The sequence below is a fragment of the Vibrio sp. JZG10 genome, from assembly GCF_054064075.1.
On record NZ_JBSUGE010000002.1, the window covers coordinates 1 to 14735 of the forward strand.

Below are 14735 nucleotides of genomic sequence, written 5' to 3' on the forward strand. Positions count from 1 at the left end.
CAATTTCCCTCGGTAGTTATTGTAATGACAAAGTCGCTTGGTAGTTAAGGTACGACAGAATCGCTTGGTGATCACAGAAAATGCTTAGTATTTTCAAACTCACCTATGGACAGAAATGAGTCAGTGATTTTGCTAAATTAGTGATCCTTTAATTACTTAAAGTATGGAAACTAGCTTAACGGTGACAAAAAATTATTGAGCCTCGAACTCCGAAAATGTACCATACACACTGTGTTTCATAGTGGTGACAGTTCTTAGTAGCTGTCCACTCTTAGCAGTAAGAGTGAAACTAATTTCGAAGGGTTCGCCCTTAGTGTATCTCGGATATGCTTACTCCAGTAGGAGTGTTAACTTATTGTAACTAAACTACCTCTATGAAGCACACCCCCAACATTTAGGAGAAGATGGTGGCTTTAGCAGACAATATTTGGTGGACAAGAAAAGCACGAATTCAAACTGAAAAACGACTTTTGTCTAACGCCTTTCACTCACAAGTAATACTACTCTGGTATTCATTCTTCTCTGTCGCCGTATCCGTTTATTATCTAAAGAACCCACAAAATGGAATCGAAGCGATCTCTTGGGTTGTATATTCTGTCCTCGTACTTTGTATTTCAGGATTCATCAACGGGCTTTCATTTAAGGAAAGAGCAAACCTAATTAAAGAATGTTATGAAAGTTTGAATAGCATTATGCATCAAGCCTCCAAGGAAGGTGCTGATTTTACCGATTTATCAATAATCTACGAATCTAAGCTGAATGCTTGTGAAAACCACACTGACAAAGATTTTGCCATTGCACTATGCCAAGAGTATTGGGCAAGTACTAGCACCGTAAGACAAGTAAGCAAAGAGTTTCATTCAGACACATCGGAAAATACAAAACCAAAACAAGCTCTTAGCAGAATACCAACATCACATCACTGGTTTTTAGCGGTATCTTATTTTACCACTAGGTTCTTAACTCTCGTGTTTTTCTATGCCTTGCCCGTACTGATATGGTTTTCATTAAACTCATCTTTTCCAACTTGTACTGGTGAATAAAATGCGTGTACAAGACCAATTTAGTAAAGAGTTTAGTCAAGAAAATCTAAAAGAAATCTTTTCCAACCATATTGTATATTCTGGTGCGACTGGCATAGACAATATGAATCAGTATGCTTTTAGAAAGCAGTTAGACCCGCAAGTTGAAATCATTTCTCGTAAAATGATTGAAGGTTCGTATGCGTTTTCCAAGTACAAGTTAAAGTTGCTGACTAAAGGGAGAAATAAGGCCCCTCGTGAAATCTCTATCCCTACAGTGAGAGATAGAATTGCATTACGTGCTATGTGTAACTTTCTACAAGAGCGATTTGCAGAATCAGTGGCGTTCACGCTTCCTCAAGATGTCATTAAAGATGTCAAGGCTCACGCTTTATCTGGTGACTTTGATAGCTATATTAAGTTAGATGTTTCGAATTTTTACCCATCAATAAGACATAAAAACCTACGCTCTCAATTGAGAAAGCGCATTAGGCAAGATCACATACTAGACATGATCTTTTCGGCTGTCACTGCCCCTCCAGTTCTAGTTTCGAGAAAGGATGATAAGCCAAGTGAAGTCGGCGTACCTCAAGGGTTGGCTGTTTCCAACATCCTTGCAGCCATCTACCTCCAAAACATTGACAAATTTTTATCTGAATTGCCTAACGTAAAATGCTACCGCTACGTTGATGATGTATTAGTTCTTTGTTCTGCTGATCAAGCACACGATCTAGCACAAATCATTATCAAGAAGTTTCGCAATATTGGTTTAAAAATACACTGCCCTGTGAAAGTGCCAGAGAAGTCAAAAATTGACTCACTTGCCAACGGTTTTGATTATCTTGGGTATCAATTCACCAATGAGCATATCTCTGCAAGAAACGGTTCGATTGAAAAGTTAAAGGCTTCTCTTGCTGGGATTTTCACAAGCTATAAGCACTCTAAAAATAAGAGCTTAAAAATTTTAGAATGGCGATTAAACCTACGAATCACTGGCTGTGTGTTTGAGAAGAAATGTAAGGGTTGGCAATTTTTTTTCGCTGAGATCAATGATGAAAAGCTACTCCACAGATTAGATCATTATGTCCTGCGCCTATGTAAGCGTTTTGGGGTAGAAATCAAACCTAAAAAGTTTGTTCGCACTTTCAAAGAAATTAGCCACAACAAATATAACACCAGTTATGTACCAAACTTCGACCAGCATGACATACCTGAGATGAAAGAGGTTTTAGTTCAATATTTTAGTTTTGATTTGACCAATATGGCTGATGAAGAAATTCGTTACCACTTCCATAAAAAAATAGGTTCTCAAGTCAGAGAGCTAGAAGTTGATGTGAAAGACTTTGGTTACTAGGTTGAGTGTTCGTTAAACAAGGGGAGATGTTCCCGCGTTCCTATAGACGCCTGACAGGCATTAGGAGAAATAAGCCAAATGATGATTCAGAGACGTGAGTCTTAAACGGTAGCTAACTTGCTTTGGGGAAAAGGTAATTTACGCAACCTAGAAGGATTCCTTCCTAGTTGCCTGCACGGAATGAGGCAAAATTAATGAGGTTAGGTTGGCTGATTCACTCCTTCGACTCAGAGGTATTAGTTTGCTTTCAATACGTCCTGATAAGTTTAGTTCGTAAAACGCGGTTCTCATTTTACGAACCGCATAAATTGTATTATTTATCAATTGTTAAAATCACAATCTTCACAAACTTAAACCCTAAAAATCAAGAGTCTCGTTGGTTGAAGTGTAATAGCCGCTCTCTGTCAATGCTGCATCAAGCAGAGGAGACAATTGACTCGGTATATCACCGTCTAGTCGGTCAGATATCTTCTGTGCAAACTCTCGCGCAGCCTTTGGAAACTTTTTATGCCTCGCCTGCATTAGCATGTAAGCGTCTAGTATGGTCTCTTTCATCTGTTGCTTCATTCTAGTGTCAATATCAGCAAATTGAGCCTCTTTCTCTGCCAGTAGCATTTCAACGTGATTTAGCTTGGCATCTTTTTCCTCGAAGCATTCTTCCAAATAGATATAGCGATGTGCCGCTTCTTGCAACTCCTGATGAAACTGGTGTTTCTTTAGCTCAAGCTGCTCTAGCTCTAAAGCCTTGGCTTTGAGATTATCCGATAATTCCTCAAGGGTAGTACTGATGACATTAAGCTGCATCGATTCATCTTTTCGCTCATTTTTGAGCACCTGAATTTCCAAGTTAAGCTTATCAATAAGACGAGTGTGATAGCTTAAATCGCGTTGTGATTTGGGCAATTTACCTTGACGTATCATGTACTGATACTGCTCGGTTTTCTTCTCTGTTTCGTCACTAAATTCAGCATGTAAGTTTTTAGGATTGAGTAAATGAGTATTCATGAAATCCTGAACTAAACACTGCCAATAATGCCCGAATGCCCTAGACTGGTGACGAGTTAAGTCCTGATTGACGGGAAGCAGTTCATCCTCAAGCCCTTTCTTAGCTAGATACTCATTAACAACCAAGATTTGATGTTTTCTCAAGTCATATTCACCAGTTTTCCGATTTTTGCCGCTAACAAAGTAATGAGTGTGCAGGCCAGTTTTTTCATTCTCATTGCGCTCATCATCATGTCCTACGATTGCTTTAATTGGGTGATCTGGAAAATGAGTCTCAAGAAACGTCTTTGTGGTGAGTATGTAATCCCGTAGAGAGATGTCATCGGAAGTCACATTCCAACGATGAGGAATCTTAAAGATACCTTCCTGAACTACTGTACTATTAGCGTTTGGCGGATACTGGCATAGCTTGTTATGTGCAAGTACGTACTTTTTAATCGCATTCGCTCGTTGCTTATATCGAGATAACTGCATAAGTTGAATATCTTTTAAATGCTCCCATTTGATCAAGCCTGTTTCTGATGTAATACGTTCTAAGAACTTTGCACCAATGTCATTACCTCGCGTTCGCTCTGACTTAGCAGCGTCTTTGAGCTTCTTGCGATACTGTCTCTGCTGGGTCTGATATTTACCGTGGCTTTTGATTTTGGGCTGTGGTGCGATATCAAGTAATACTTTCCATCGATGATCATCGGTTAACTTATTATCAAGACGATAGAATTTACCATCCTTAAAGAGGATGTTTTTGCCTGTTAACTCTGGGTTCCACTCTAATTGCTTAACCGACTCACCAGTAGGAGAGATTCTTAGTGAGTGCTTGAGAGACTTTTCACACGCTTTGCGGTTTTTCGAAGTTGAATTGAAATTCAAATGACGGTGGAACAAGCGAATGATTTTATTTTGCCTAGCCATTATAACCTCCTCGGGAGGTTATATTTACGAGAGTCCAGAGAGCCTTCTTTGGACCGCAGCTTTCGTGCATCTTTTGCGAAGCAAAAGTGTGACGAAAGCGTAGCGGGTTACTAAAGCGTATCAGTTCCTTAATACCCTTTATTTGTCGCATTCCCTTCAACAGCAACGCCACACCAAGCACGAATAAGCAAGCGCTCCCGCGCTTGCATTTTTCTATTACCGATGGAAGCATCATGAGTCACACTCCTCAGCTTGGAGAGCGTGCTTGCTAAGAGTTTCGGTATTATCAGATACCAATTTAAACGATTCAGAAAGTCGAAGCATTTCCCTGTAGTCACTGACTTGCTGTGTTTTAATTTCAAGCTCCGCCTCGATCTTTGCAACGTGAATTCTCAGCGACTGCAATTCTGGTATTTGTAAACGGAGGGCATTTACTTCTTCCACTACATCTGACAGCTTTTCTTCAATATGATATTTATCTCGTGCTAGATCCTTTAGCTCATGATGCAGTTCTTCGTTCCTTTCTCGATATCCCGCTAGTTCCTCAACCGTAATCTCAAGTTCTTGTTTTTCAGAAATAACTTCCTCAAGGTAATCCTCAGTGCTAGCTTGCTCTCTTTCGGCCTTATTTCTAGCTGCTTCGGATACTTGCACGCGCTCTTCGACTTCACGTTGAATTTCAGTGCTAATTTCTTCCCAAAGATCTTGAGCAAAGCTAGCAGTGCTTGCGACAAACTGTTGAAACCAATGTGGACGAGGGGCGGCGATTCTGTCTTGACCATCATTTGTTTGATTAAACAGATTAAAAGCTACCTTCGCTACTTTGTATTCACCGCCACCGACAGCACGATGATACTCTTTGACTCTGATTGAATTTTTTCCATTACTGGTCATTTCTACAAATACAGCTAGGTAGTGCTTAAACGTAAACTTCAAGCGAGAAGGATCTTTGATACCGACTTTTTTACACTCTTCGTTAAAATCATGCTCTGTCTTATCCATGATTGATCTCCTCGAAGTGCTTAATCTCCGCTTCAAGTGTACGAATTGCATTATTGATGCTTTGTTTTAAAGCGTTATCTTCTGAATAAGCCAGCGCTTGCTTTACCTGCATCAAGCTTTTCAGCTCTGCTCGCTTTTTTATACTACCCACAATGATCGGGTCTTTTGTCTCTCCGATCAGTCGACTAAATTGATGACTCACTGCTTGATTGTTATCAACCTGGGCGTCTTCTTTAATCCATCTCGCATAGTGCCTAAAGATCATATCTGTATTAGCATGACCGAGTTGCTTTGCTAACCACACAGGGTTTACGCCTGCCGTAAGAGCTTGGCTGGCATATGTATGTCTGAATTGAGAAAGCCCTCGATACTTGATTGATTTACCATGTCGTTGTTGATGAAGCGCATCTGCATCTCGCATAAATTGCTTCCAAACGCGCTGACTAAAGTCTTTTACGTCTCGATAGGGTAGTCCAGTGCAAGGATTAACAAAGAGGTATTGCTCTTGATAAGTCTTAGTTTGGTTAGTCTTTCTCAACCTTTCCTCTATAGTCATACAAGCGTTATCAGCAGATATTTTTAACTGGTGAGTGAGTATTACTCGTAGCGGATCGTTAATTTCGACATAACGATCAGAGTAGATATTCTTAGTTGCTTTAGCTTCACCAAGAACTTGATTCGAGTGAATGTGAACGACTCCCTTTTCTAAATCAATATCACCACGCTTAAGAGCAATCATCTCGCACATTCTTGCTCCAATCATTGGAGCAGATACGATCAAATTATGATCAGAAGCGAACTCTGTAGGAGTTAATGACATGGTTTCTAATTCCGAACGGCTAAACGGTTCAGGTTCCGACGTGAACTCAACACATACACTAAGCATTTCAGCAGGGGATTCTGTAATAACTTTTTCATAGACAGCGATGCGGAAGATAGCTTTTAGCACATTGAGGTATTCAACCGTAGTTTTAGGCTTGTACTTTGCTTCCATCGCCATTAGCCACCTCAAAAGGTCTGAGTGTCGAATTTGTGAAATTAACTTCTCACCAAAAATTTTACAGAGCTTATTAATACGGGCTTTATCTGCTCGAACTGTCGATTTTGCATGCGAGTTAACCCTAGAATTAAGAAAAAAATTCGCAAAGTCCTCAAATTTTTCTAATGTATTAACAGCAAATATAGGATAGGTATCTATATGGTAGTTTGGCATAATTATTTCCTTTTATTTTTATTATTTATGCTTCTTTTATAAACAATGATACATGATAAAAATCCTATAGCAATAGAACAAAAGTCAACAAACACCATAAATACAACAGGTTAAACAAAAGTCAACGTAGATTTATCCTTTGTTTACTGGGAAGAATTCAAATCTACCCATGAAAAAATCACGCTAAATTTTTTCAAAGAAATTTAAAAAAGTGAATTTTTATACATTAGTTATACTAATAGTATACATAAAAGGTGTGTTTTTAAGGGGAGAGGAGAACTGACTAACTTTCTAGAAAGTTAGTCAGTGAGTTAGCAAGTTAGTCAGACATGTGGCGCTTTAACAAATGAGAAAAGCTTAATCTCTTACTTTGCTGGCAATTTGGGTGACATATTTCATTATCATCTACAACACAGACACCGCAGTGACGATGGCTCTTAAATTTTGATGATAAGCAGCGTACTTCGATTTGAACTTTGCGCTTATCATCTATCGTTTCTAGCTCTAAAAGACCATTATTTGTGTCATAACTGAGGCATTTATAGCGGTCAGCAAGTAAAGCGGCTGTGATGCCCGCTGCTTCTTCGTCCGTGGCAGGTATAATGGCGTTATATTTACCGAAAAGTGGGATTGAAGACAACGCTATGTTATTTCCAAGCTCTACACATATTTGCCAGTCGAGTTTTAAGTCAATGCTATAGTCGTTGCGGATTTCTTCATAAAAATATTGATAGATGAAGTATGGAATATCTATCCCTGCAGCAGGATCGAAGTTCTTAGCAGTTAGGTAGTCACTGAAATGGTAACTTATACCTAGTAAGCTTTTGAGATTCTCAATGCTACTGAAGGTGTGTTCGATTTCTTTGTGAGTAATCCCGTCTTCTAGCAAGGAGTCTTCAGTAAGTAACGGATCAATTTCCAGTTGATTTGCTGTGTCCATTACAAGACCAATCTGGCGTAATGAAACACCTTGAGCCAATAAGTTTGAACAATCACGTTTCCAATCCTCATCACCCAGTCTCCGAGCTAATATGTCTTTTAAAATTGCATCATTAAGCTTTCTCATTTCGCCCCTCCTTTTTTGTTCGAAGGAAGGCTGAATGTTTGTACTACTTTTACTAGCTTATCAAGCTTGAGTTTCTTCCCATATCTTCCAAAAGTCATGCCGTGACTGGCATGCCCTACGTATTCACCTACTAATGATTCAGCTAATTCCGCATTTTTTAGCTCATCTATGAACGTATGACGAAAGCCATACGGAGTCGGTCTAGAACCAGCTTTCATCCCTATCTTGCTCTGCAACTTGCCAAATTCAACTCGATAGTATTTAGACCAATCATGATCCTTACCGTATGGCTCGTAGTGGAATAGAGGGGTATTCAGTGCATTTAGTTTGGCTCTGTCTTGCACAAACTCAAGGAAGCCATTTTTGACTATATCTTGATGTAGAGGGATCTGGCGGACGGAGTGTTCATTTTTTAGGTGCTGTTTATCACCTGCATCAGTGATGTCCAAAAACCAGAGATTATCGTCACACTGGACGTTACAAATGAAAAGCTGGCAAGCCTCATTTGGTCTAAGTCCATGATATATTTGCAACTCTGTTATGTAGCGAAAATCCTCGGATTTACTTTGATACTCAGAACTATCTAAGAGTAAGTTTAGTTCGCTGGCTTTCCAAACATCGCGTTGTTCACTTGCATGTTTATTAGATTTGAATTTGGCCGTGAGATTGAGACATGGATTTACTTTTATCAGGCTCTTAGCGTGACACCAGGTAAAGAACTGCTTAATAGATGCAAAGTAATCTTTGTTCGTTTTAGCTGAACGCCCTTGAGATTTTAAGTGCTCTAGGTACTCTTCTAGAGCTTCTTCACTGTACGGTTTTGACGAACTCTCAAGAAAGTCTAAGCAATGCATTGTGCGTTGTTCGAGTTGGTGCAGAGTCAAAGCAGTCACATTATCTGATTCTTTGGAACGTAAAAATTCGCGTAAGGCATGCATAGCATCAAAATGTTTAAGCTTAGGTTTTGGAGTAATAACACTCAGACGCATTACCTGAGACGTACTAACTGTATAACTATCTCTTAATGCCGAGATTTTCTGATTCAAGGCAGCTTTGATGTCATTGTAAGTAAGAGCGTCATCTGTAAGAGCACTCTCGAAACTCTGCTTCATTGCTAGAGATACATGGATATTGCGCTCTAAAGCAATTTGACGATCTTTGGTTAGTAGAGAAAGGCGAACTTCGTTTGGAAAGCCCCGTTCACGTAATGTAGTTGGAACGGGAGAGCGGTGGTAATAAACGCTAGAAGGGAGTTTTAGCAGATACATATGTATCACCTCACTGTAGTAGGTGACTTTTGCATGCATCAGATATGAAAAAAGCCCTGAAAAATCAGAGCTTTGTTCATTTGAAAGTGGCGGAGAGATAGGGATTTGAACCCTAGATACGCTATTAACGTATGCCGGTTTTCAAGACCGGTGCTTTCAACCACTCAGCCATCTCTCCGTTGCGGAACGTATAATAGGGAGCATAGTCCGACTTGTAAAGTGCTGAATTATAATAGAAGTACTGTTTGCTCGTTTTATAGTCGCTGATGTGATGTTAAACAGTTTGAAAATGGGGTAAAAAAGAGACAAATAGTAGCAATTTATAGAGTTTTTACTTTATCTTGGCGCAAGTCAATAAAATGGTGTTTTATTGTTATCTTTATGATATTTAAGAAATAACTTGCTTTTAGGGTACATGTGTTCGCCCGAAAGTATTTGCAAGACTTTGTGAACTAATTCAAAATTAACTGGTATAGCCAGTTGTGCTTAAATTTTTTAAGGGTGTTTATGAAGGTCACAAATCTATTTAAAGACAAAGTTGATGCGATTTCTGCTCATCAATCCGAGTTTATGAATTGGATGTCTCCAACGTTACGCGATTATTGGAGTGACTTTTTGGGAAAAGCTCAGAATAGCTTTCTTTTCTCAAAAGTTCGTGATCACCAACAGCCAGCTGTTAACGAAGAGGTTGCGCCTCAACCTACACCAATCGTAATGGCACCTGAGGCTCAAAAGCTGTATGACGAGTTAAGTGAAAAAATTGGTGAAGTGATTCACATTGGTGACTGGGTGCATGTATCTCAAGAACGTATCAATCAATTTGGTGCGGTAACGGAAGACATGCAGTGGATTCACACAGATCCAGAACGTGCGTCAGTTGAATCTCCATTTAAGACAACCATCGCTCATGGCTTTTTAACATTAGCATTGTTGCCTAAATTGACTGACTCAGTGGACCCTGATAAGCCAATGTTCCCAACAGCCAAAATGGTCGTTAACTTAGGCTTAAACCAAGTTCGTTTCCCTTACCCTGTTAAAGCAGGAAACAACGTTCGTGCTGTCAGCACGTTGACAAAAGTAACGCCGATCAAAAAAGGTTTGGAGATCGAGCGTGAAATTAAAGTGGAAATCGAAGGTATTCGTCGACCTGGTGCTGTTGTCGTTTCTGTTATTCAACTGCATTTCTAATTCCAGAGCCAGATAGAAAACATATAAAAAGAGAGCATTAATATGCTCTCTTTTTGGTTTTATTGATTAAAGCTTTTTACTGGAGTGTAACCGTAATCAGCAATCGCTTTTTGTCCTTGTTCTGAGCGAAGGAAGGTGACGAACCCTTTACCTGGTTCGCTAATCTTATTGACTTTGTAGAGTACTAGGAATGGCCGCGCCAATTTATACTTGTGATTGCTAATGTTTGCCGAAGTTGGGTCAATACCATCTAATTGAATCGCTTTTATTGAGCGATCTACTGATCCCACAGAAATAAACCCAATTGCACGAGTATTATGGTTCACGATGGTTTTTACCATGCTGTTGCTATTTACAACCAAGTTGTTCGGGCTGATATCTGAGACGAGGCGATCATTTACGATTTTGGTTAGTCCTAGCAGACTTTCAAAACTGTAGCGTGAGCCTGAAGACGCCTCTCTAGTGACAACAGCGATAGGTTGATCTGCACCACCAACCTCTTTCCAATTCTTGATTTTACCTTTGTAGATATCAAACAGTTGTTGTTGAGAAAGGTTTTTTACAGAGTTTGTACGGTTTACAACAACAGCTAGGCCATCATAAGCGATAGGATATACGTTGAGATCTTCACCTTTTTCGCTTTCTGTCAGATAGCGAGAGCTCATTCCAATCTCAGCTACGCCTTTATTAACCATTGTAATACCCGCACTAGAACCAATACCTTGAACTGCAATGTAATCGTCCGGGTGTGTTTTGTTGTATTCCTCTGCAAGTACATCCATTACGCGAGCAACCGAGGTTGACCCAGAGATATTAATTTCTTTTGCAATGGCGGGGAGAGAGACTGCTATGGCCAATAACGTCGCCACAGTAAAACGTAACATATTAAACTCCATATACGGTATAAAGCAGCGTTTATGATATTGCGTTCAGGTTACACTTTTGTGAACTGTCAGGTCTAAACAAGGGAATTCTTTCTAACCAAGAGGTGATGTAGGTAGCGTTTCCAAGCAAAGTGAGATGATAATCTGAGGAAATGAGAATATAGCCACCCTTTGTTTGAGGTAGGCAGATAATCAGCATCGGTGGTGGTGTAAAGGTTATATACTAGGATCGACAGCTCTAACTATCATCCATCGGGAGAACGTTGATGTCAGTGTCCCAAATGGCGACAAGTCGTTTATACAAATCAGTTCAATCGCTCTGCTCTGCGCGTAATGCTAACCTGCCTGTCGAGCAGGGTAAGTGCCTATATGAGCCAGTGGAGAATGGTGTCGAGCTTCATAGAGCGCATTTTCTTCTTGATTCACAGCACAGCGAATATACCTCTCCCGTCGCGAAGATTGTGTTTGATGAGGGCAATCAGCTTTGGTATTTCTACGTCCCAACGTACCGCAACGAATTATTAAGGTGGATACCTTATAAGCCACTTCCATACAGTCAAACGCTCGAAGACCTACTCACCGAGTTGGAAAGCGATCCTCAAGCGTGTTTTTGGGAATAGGGAACGCTCCAACTCTAACAGCTGTCAATGTCACCATGATTTATGCTTTGGATTTAACGACTTGGTTTCTAAAGTCTTTCGGTGTCATGTTGTAAACCGATTTAAATGCGGTACTGAAATGCGCAGCACTCTTAAATCCGGATTCAAACGCTATTTCTGTTATAGATTTTTCTGACATGCGCAGCTGGGTAGCGGCGAAGTTGATCCGCTTCACTTTTAATATCTGTGAAAATGAAAGCTCCTCTGCGGCGAGGCGGCGTTTTAACGTCGCGATAGACATGCTCATATGAGCCGCTAAGCCTTCCAGAGTGATATCTTTCTCGATATTGTTCTCAATATACTTGATGGCCTTTTGAGAGTCGCTTAGGCTGCTTGCATCATCTATGATTGATAGGATGTTTGGCTCTACCTCCAGCATTAACGACAGCAGTGCCATTGCGATATGACCTTGTGTGTAGTCTGGAGCATTGCGACTCGCTAAGTTGACCAATGTGTCTTTTAGTTGTGCTACTTCGCTGCTGGTTTGCGCTGAAAAAGGATAGAAGCGCCTTTCTTCCGTCTTGGAGCGTAGCATTGGGTGGGCTTTTTTAAAGTCACAGAATAGATTTGGGTTGAAGACTAGAGCCAGTGCTTTAAAGCCATTTTCACTAGGGATGGCTTCTGCGCTGCTCAAATCAGCAGAGTTGTAGAGAGTAAAATCTCCTGCTTTAAGTTCAAACTGTTCACCATTTGGTTGATGAATTAATAGGGCACCTTCTTCAACAACATATAAGCCATTATGTGTTGCGGTGTAACGCTCACTTTTGCGCGCAGTGAAGTGATTAAAGCGAATGATCTCAATGTTCGGCATATTCGTTCTTATCATTTTTACATAACAAATAAAAAAGGCGCTCAATAGAGCGCCTTTTAACTTCATTCGGTATTATTCACTTACAGTCTGTTCTGCTTGTGCTGCTGGTTGTTCAGCAAATACCTGGGTTGGCTTTGCAACTAAACTGCGGTTCTCTTGGTTTACGTCCGCGAGGACAATTTCCAATGTATCACCAAGTTTGTATACGACCTCTTTATCGATAGAGATGGTACCGTTGTCGCCATTGCACTCAATTCTTTCTTTATTATCAAGAATTAGTGCACCAGGAATAAAGGCTGCTGCGCCATTTTCGAGAAGTCGGACACGTGCACCTGCACGATTAATATCGAAAATCTCACCTGTGAAACAAGTTTTCTTGTTCGGCTCATCAGCAAGCGTACGTGCATATAACCAATCTGAGACATTTCGCTCAGCAATTTTATGATGTTTACGGTGCAGAGCTAGTTCTTCACCGACTTGATCATCAGGTTTTTGCACTGGCTCTTTGCCTAGGATGACGGCCTTCAACATGCGATGGTTGATCATATCGCCGTACTTACGAATTGGTGATGTCCAAGTCGCATAGATATCCAGCCCCATAGCGTAATGAGGAAGAGGCTGATTACCTACTTCACTGTAGGCTTGGAACTTACGAATACGATTATCAAGGTAAGAGGTTTCTTGCGCAGCCAACCAGCGACGCAATGCAGCAAAGCCTTCTAGTGTGGTAATTGACTCTGCTGTGAATTCCAGTTCACCTTCTGGGTTGACAAGTTGAACCACTTCTTCAACCTTCTCAGTCTTAATGCCAGCGTGAGTATTGAAAACACCTGTTTCAAATTTATCGCGCAGTGTACGACCAGCACAGATGTTTGCGGTAATCATTGACTCTTCAACCAAGCGATTTGCACTGCGGCGCATATCTGCATGGATAGCAACCACATCGTTGTCTTCACTCAGCTCAAAACGGTAGTCAGGGCGGTCTGGGAAGACCACTGCGTTTTTCTCACGCCATTCTGCGCGAGCAAGGGAAAAGTCGTAAAGGTCACGAACGATTGTCGCGATCTCTTCAGATGGTTGCCATGCTTCTGAGCTGCCGTTTTCTAGCCAATCAGACACGTGATCGTATGCTAAGCGTGCGTGTGATTTGATGTTTGCTGCAAAGAACTTGATATCGTCGCCAATTACGCCGTCTTTATTTACTGTTACGGTACAGCAAATAGCAGGGCGGATTTCGCCTTCAATCAGAGAGCATAGGTTGTCTGCTAGATCGCGAGGCAGCATTGGAATATTGCGGCCCGGAAGATAAATAGTATAGCCACGCTCACGTGCTACTTTATCCATTTCATCTTCTGGTGTGATGTAGGCGGTTGGATCTGCGATAGCGATAGTCAGTTCGAAATCGCCAGATTCGGTTTTCTTCGCGTACAGCGCATCGTCCATATCTTTGGTTGATTCACCATCGATAGTCACGAAAGGAACGTGTGTCATGTCTGCGCGTTCTAGATCGGCGTCGTCTTTTAGTTCCCAGTTCTCGATGCCTGCTGGCTCAGAGTTTGGTAGATCGTTTTGAGCAAGCGTTACCCACCAAGGTGCAATTTTGTCGTTCGCGTCTGTGATTTTTTCAGAAATTTCTACGAAGAAAGAGTTATCGCCTTTTAGAGGGTGGCGAATAAGATGTGCGACAACCCAATCTCCCTCAGCGAACTCGTCAGGTTTTAGACCTTTCTTTAGTTTCGCTTTGAGAGAAAGCTTTTTAAGCTGCGGGTGATCAGGTGCTACGTTTAGCTTGCCTTTGAACATTTTGACTCGACCAATAAAGCGAGTCACGGCTTGTTCTAACAGCTCTTGTGGCTCTGCAACTTCGCGTTCATTTTCTGTGCGGATAATGGCGACGACTTTGTCACCGTGCATGCACTTTTTCATGTACGCAGGTGGGATGAAGAAGCTAGTCTTGCTGTCCACTTCCAAAAAGCCAAAGCCTTTATCTGTGGCTTTTATTGAGCCTTCTTTTTTCGGCAGGTTTTCTTGGATTTGCTGCTTAAGCTGAGCGAGTAGTGGGTTATCTTGAAACATCTTTTCTTAAATTACCTATGGAGTTGGGCACACTATAATCATTGCGAGCTATTATTACTACCTGTGGAGCGCAATTTCGCCGTGAATTTTGCTGAGTCGAATCGCAGGAAATCGGCTTAAATATTGATGAAAAACTCATCTGCGAGCTGCGCAAATCTACGGGGAATGGTGGGGCTGGTGGAAAAATATGCTAAAAATGCCATTATTGAGAATAAATTGTGATGTAATTCAATTTTTTCTGGCTTTTTTTATGCTTTTAAGGAATAATCCGCCTC

The 14735-nt window shown here is 40.9% G+C and carries 12 protein-coding genes and 1 tRNA gene; 4 read left to right on the forward strand and 9 right to left on the reverse strand.

Translation table 11 applies throughout. From position 1 onward, the window contains the following. Positions 1 to 404 precede the first annotated feature (404 nt). Together ACWYVB_RS02595 and ACWYVB_RS02600 are read left to right on the forward strand one after the other, a co-directional pair. Complete coding sequence (locus ACWYVB_RS02595; protein ID WP_017420199.1) at positions 405 to 1043, forward strand: SLATT domain-containing protein; 639 nt, start codon at positions 405 to 407, stop codon at positions 1041 to 1043. Position 1044: 1 nt separating this feature from the next. Beyond that, positions 1045 to 2376: a reverse transcriptase domain-containing protein gene (locus tag ACWYVB_RS02600; RefSeq protein WP_457527828.1), complete on the forward strand. Its 1332-nt coding sequence runs from the start codon at positions 1045 to 1047 to the stop codon at positions 2374 to 2376. A 357-nt stretch (positions 2377 to 2733) separates the two neighbouring features. Here the strand turns inward: ACWYVB_RS02600 and ACWYVB_RS02605 are convergent, their stop codons facing one another. The 6 genes from ACWYVB_RS02605 to ACWYVB_RS02630 form a co-directional block, all read right to left on the reverse strand. Continuing rightward, positions 2734 to 4293 (reverse strand): hypothetical protein, encoded by a 1560-nt coding sequence (locus ACWYVB_RS02605; RefSeq protein WP_457527830.1) that lies wholly within the window; start codon positions 4291 to 4293, stop codon positions 2734 to 2736. Between the two features lie 231 nt (positions 4294 to 4524). Beyond that, the gene (locus ACWYVB_RS02610) at positions 4525 to 5295 is read right to left on the reverse strand and encodes a hypothetical protein (RefSeq protein WP_140325523.1); all 771 of its coding nucleotides are present in this window, start codon (positions 5293 to 5295) and stop codon (positions 4525 to 4527) included. Further along, positions 5288 to 6508 carry a tyrosine-type recombinase/integrase gene (locus tag ACWYVB_RS02615; protein WP_274022531.1) on the reverse strand — a complete coding sequence of 407 codons (1221 nt, stop codon included), beginning with the start codon at positions 6506 to 6508 and terminating at the stop codon, positions 5288 to 5290. The genes ACWYVB_RS02610 and ACWYVB_RS02615 overlap by 8 nt, the downstream gene beginning before the upstream one ends. A 319-nt stretch (positions 6509 to 6827) precedes the next feature. Continuing rightward, on the reverse strand, positions 6828 to 7574 hold the full coding sequence (locus ACWYVB_RS02620; RefSeq protein WP_457527832.1) for a hypothetical protein: 747 nt from the start codon (positions 7572 to 7574) through the stop codon (positions 6828 to 6830). Beyond that, positions 7571 to 8842, reverse strand: coding sequence for a tyrosine-type recombinase/integrase (locus tag ACWYVB_RS02625; protein WP_457527834.1), 1272 nt, complete (start codon positions 8840 to 8842; stop codon positions 7571 to 7573). Before ACWYVB_RS02625 ends, ACWYVB_RS02620 begins: the two co-directional genes overlap by 4 nt. A gap of 87 nt (positions 8843 to 8929) precedes the next feature. Next, a tRNA-Ser gene (locus ACWYVB_RS02630) sits at positions 8930 to 9020 on the reverse strand. Between the two features lie 329 nt (positions 9021 to 9349). Between ACWYVB_RS02630 and ACWYVB_RS02635 the strand changes: the two genes are divergently transcribed. Further along, positions 9350 to 10030 carry a MaoC family dehydratase gene (locus tag ACWYVB_RS02635; protein WP_114322926.1) on the forward strand — a complete coding sequence of 227 codons (681 nt, stop codon included), beginning with the start codon at positions 9350 to 9352 and terminating at the stop codon, positions 10028 to 10030. 59 nt (positions 10031 to 10089) lie between these two features. Here ACWYVB_RS02635 and ACWYVB_RS02640 read toward each other — a convergent pair whose 3' ends face one another. Next, on the reverse strand, positions 10090 to 10914 hold the full coding sequence (locus tag ACWYVB_RS02640; protein WP_005391035.1) for a phosphate ABC transporter substrate-binding protein: 825 nt from the start codon (positions 10912 to 10914) through the stop codon (positions 10090 to 10092). Positions 10915 to 11180: 266 nt separating this feature from the next. Between ACWYVB_RS02640 and ACWYVB_RS02645 the strand changes: the two genes are divergently transcribed. Next, positions 11181 to 11534, forward strand: a complete 354-nt coding sequence (locus ACWYVB_RS02645) for a DUF3024 domain-containing protein (RefSeq protein WP_104970115.1) — start codon at positions 11181 to 11183, stop codon at positions 11532 to 11534. Positions 11535 to 11574: 40 nt separating this feature from the next. Here ACWYVB_RS02645 and ACWYVB_RS02650 read toward each other — a convergent pair whose 3' ends face one another. Both ACWYVB_RS02650 and rnb read right to left on the reverse strand, forming a co-directional pair. Beyond that, positions 11575 to 12384: a helix-turn-helix transcriptional regulator gene (locus ACWYVB_RS02650; protein WP_457527837.1), complete on the reverse strand. Its 810-nt coding sequence runs from the start codon at positions 12382 to 12384 to the stop codon at positions 11575 to 11577. A 72-nt stretch (positions 12385 to 12456) separates the two neighbouring features. Beyond that, positions 12457 to 14460: an exoribonuclease II gene (gene rnb, locus ACWYVB_RS02655; protein WP_457527839.1), complete on the reverse strand. Its 2004-nt coding sequence runs from the start codon at positions 14458 to 14460 to the stop codon at positions 12457 to 12459. Positions 14461 to 14735: the final 275 nt, after the last annotated feature.

What these genes read in the sequence shown, in the direction of transcription:
- ACWYVB_RS02595 (WP_017420199.1), top strand. Translation starts at nt 405, where the DNA reads ATGGTGGCTTTAGCAGACAATATTTGGTGGACAAGAAAAGCACGAATT.
- ACWYVB_RS02600 (WP_457527828.1), top strand. Translation starts at nt 1,045, where the DNA reads ATGCGTGTACAAGACCAATTTAGTAAAGAGTTTAGTCAAGAAAATCTA.
- ACWYVB_RS02605 (WP_457527830.1), bottom strand. Translation starts at nt 4,293, where the DNA reads ATGGCTAGGCAAAATAAAATCATTCGCTTGTTCCACCGTCATTTGAAT.
- ACWYVB_RS02610 (WP_140325523.1), bottom strand. Translation starts at nt 5,295, where the DNA reads ATGGATAAGACAGAGCATGATTTTAACGAAGAGTGTAAAAAAGTCGGT.
- ACWYVB_RS02615 (WP_274022531.1), bottom strand. Translation starts at nt 6,508, where the DNA reads ATGCCAAACTACCATATAGATACCTATCCTATATTTGCTGTTAATACA.
- ACWYVB_RS02620 (WP_457527832.1), bottom strand. Translation starts at nt 7,574, where the DNA reads ATGAGAAAGCTTAATGATGCAATTTTAAAAGACATATTAGCTCGGAGA.
- ACWYVB_RS02625 (WP_457527834.1), bottom strand. Translation starts at nt 8,842, where the DNA reads ATGTATCTGCTAAAACTCCCTTCTAGCGTTTATTACCACCGCTCTCCC.
- ACWYVB_RS02635 (WP_114322926.1), top strand. Translation starts at nt 9,350, where the DNA reads ATGAAGGTCACAAATCTATTTAAAGACAAAGTTGATGCGATTTCTGCT.
- ACWYVB_RS02640 (WP_005391035.1), bottom strand. Translation starts at nt 10,914, where the DNA reads ATGTTACGTTTTACTGTGGCGACGTTATTGGCCATAGCAGTCTCTCTC.
- ACWYVB_RS02645 (WP_104970115.1), top strand. Translation starts at nt 11,181, where the DNA reads ATGTCAGTGTCCCAAATGGCGACAAGTCGTTTATACAAATCAGTTCAA.
- ACWYVB_RS02650 (WP_457527837.1), bottom strand. Translation starts at nt 12,384, where the DNA reads ATGCCGAACATTGAGATCATTCGCTTTAATCACTTCACTGCGCGCAAA.
- rnb (WP_457527839.1), bottom strand. Translation starts at nt 14,460, where the DNA reads ATGTTTCAAGATAACCCACTACTCGCTCAGCTTAAGCAGCAAATCCAA.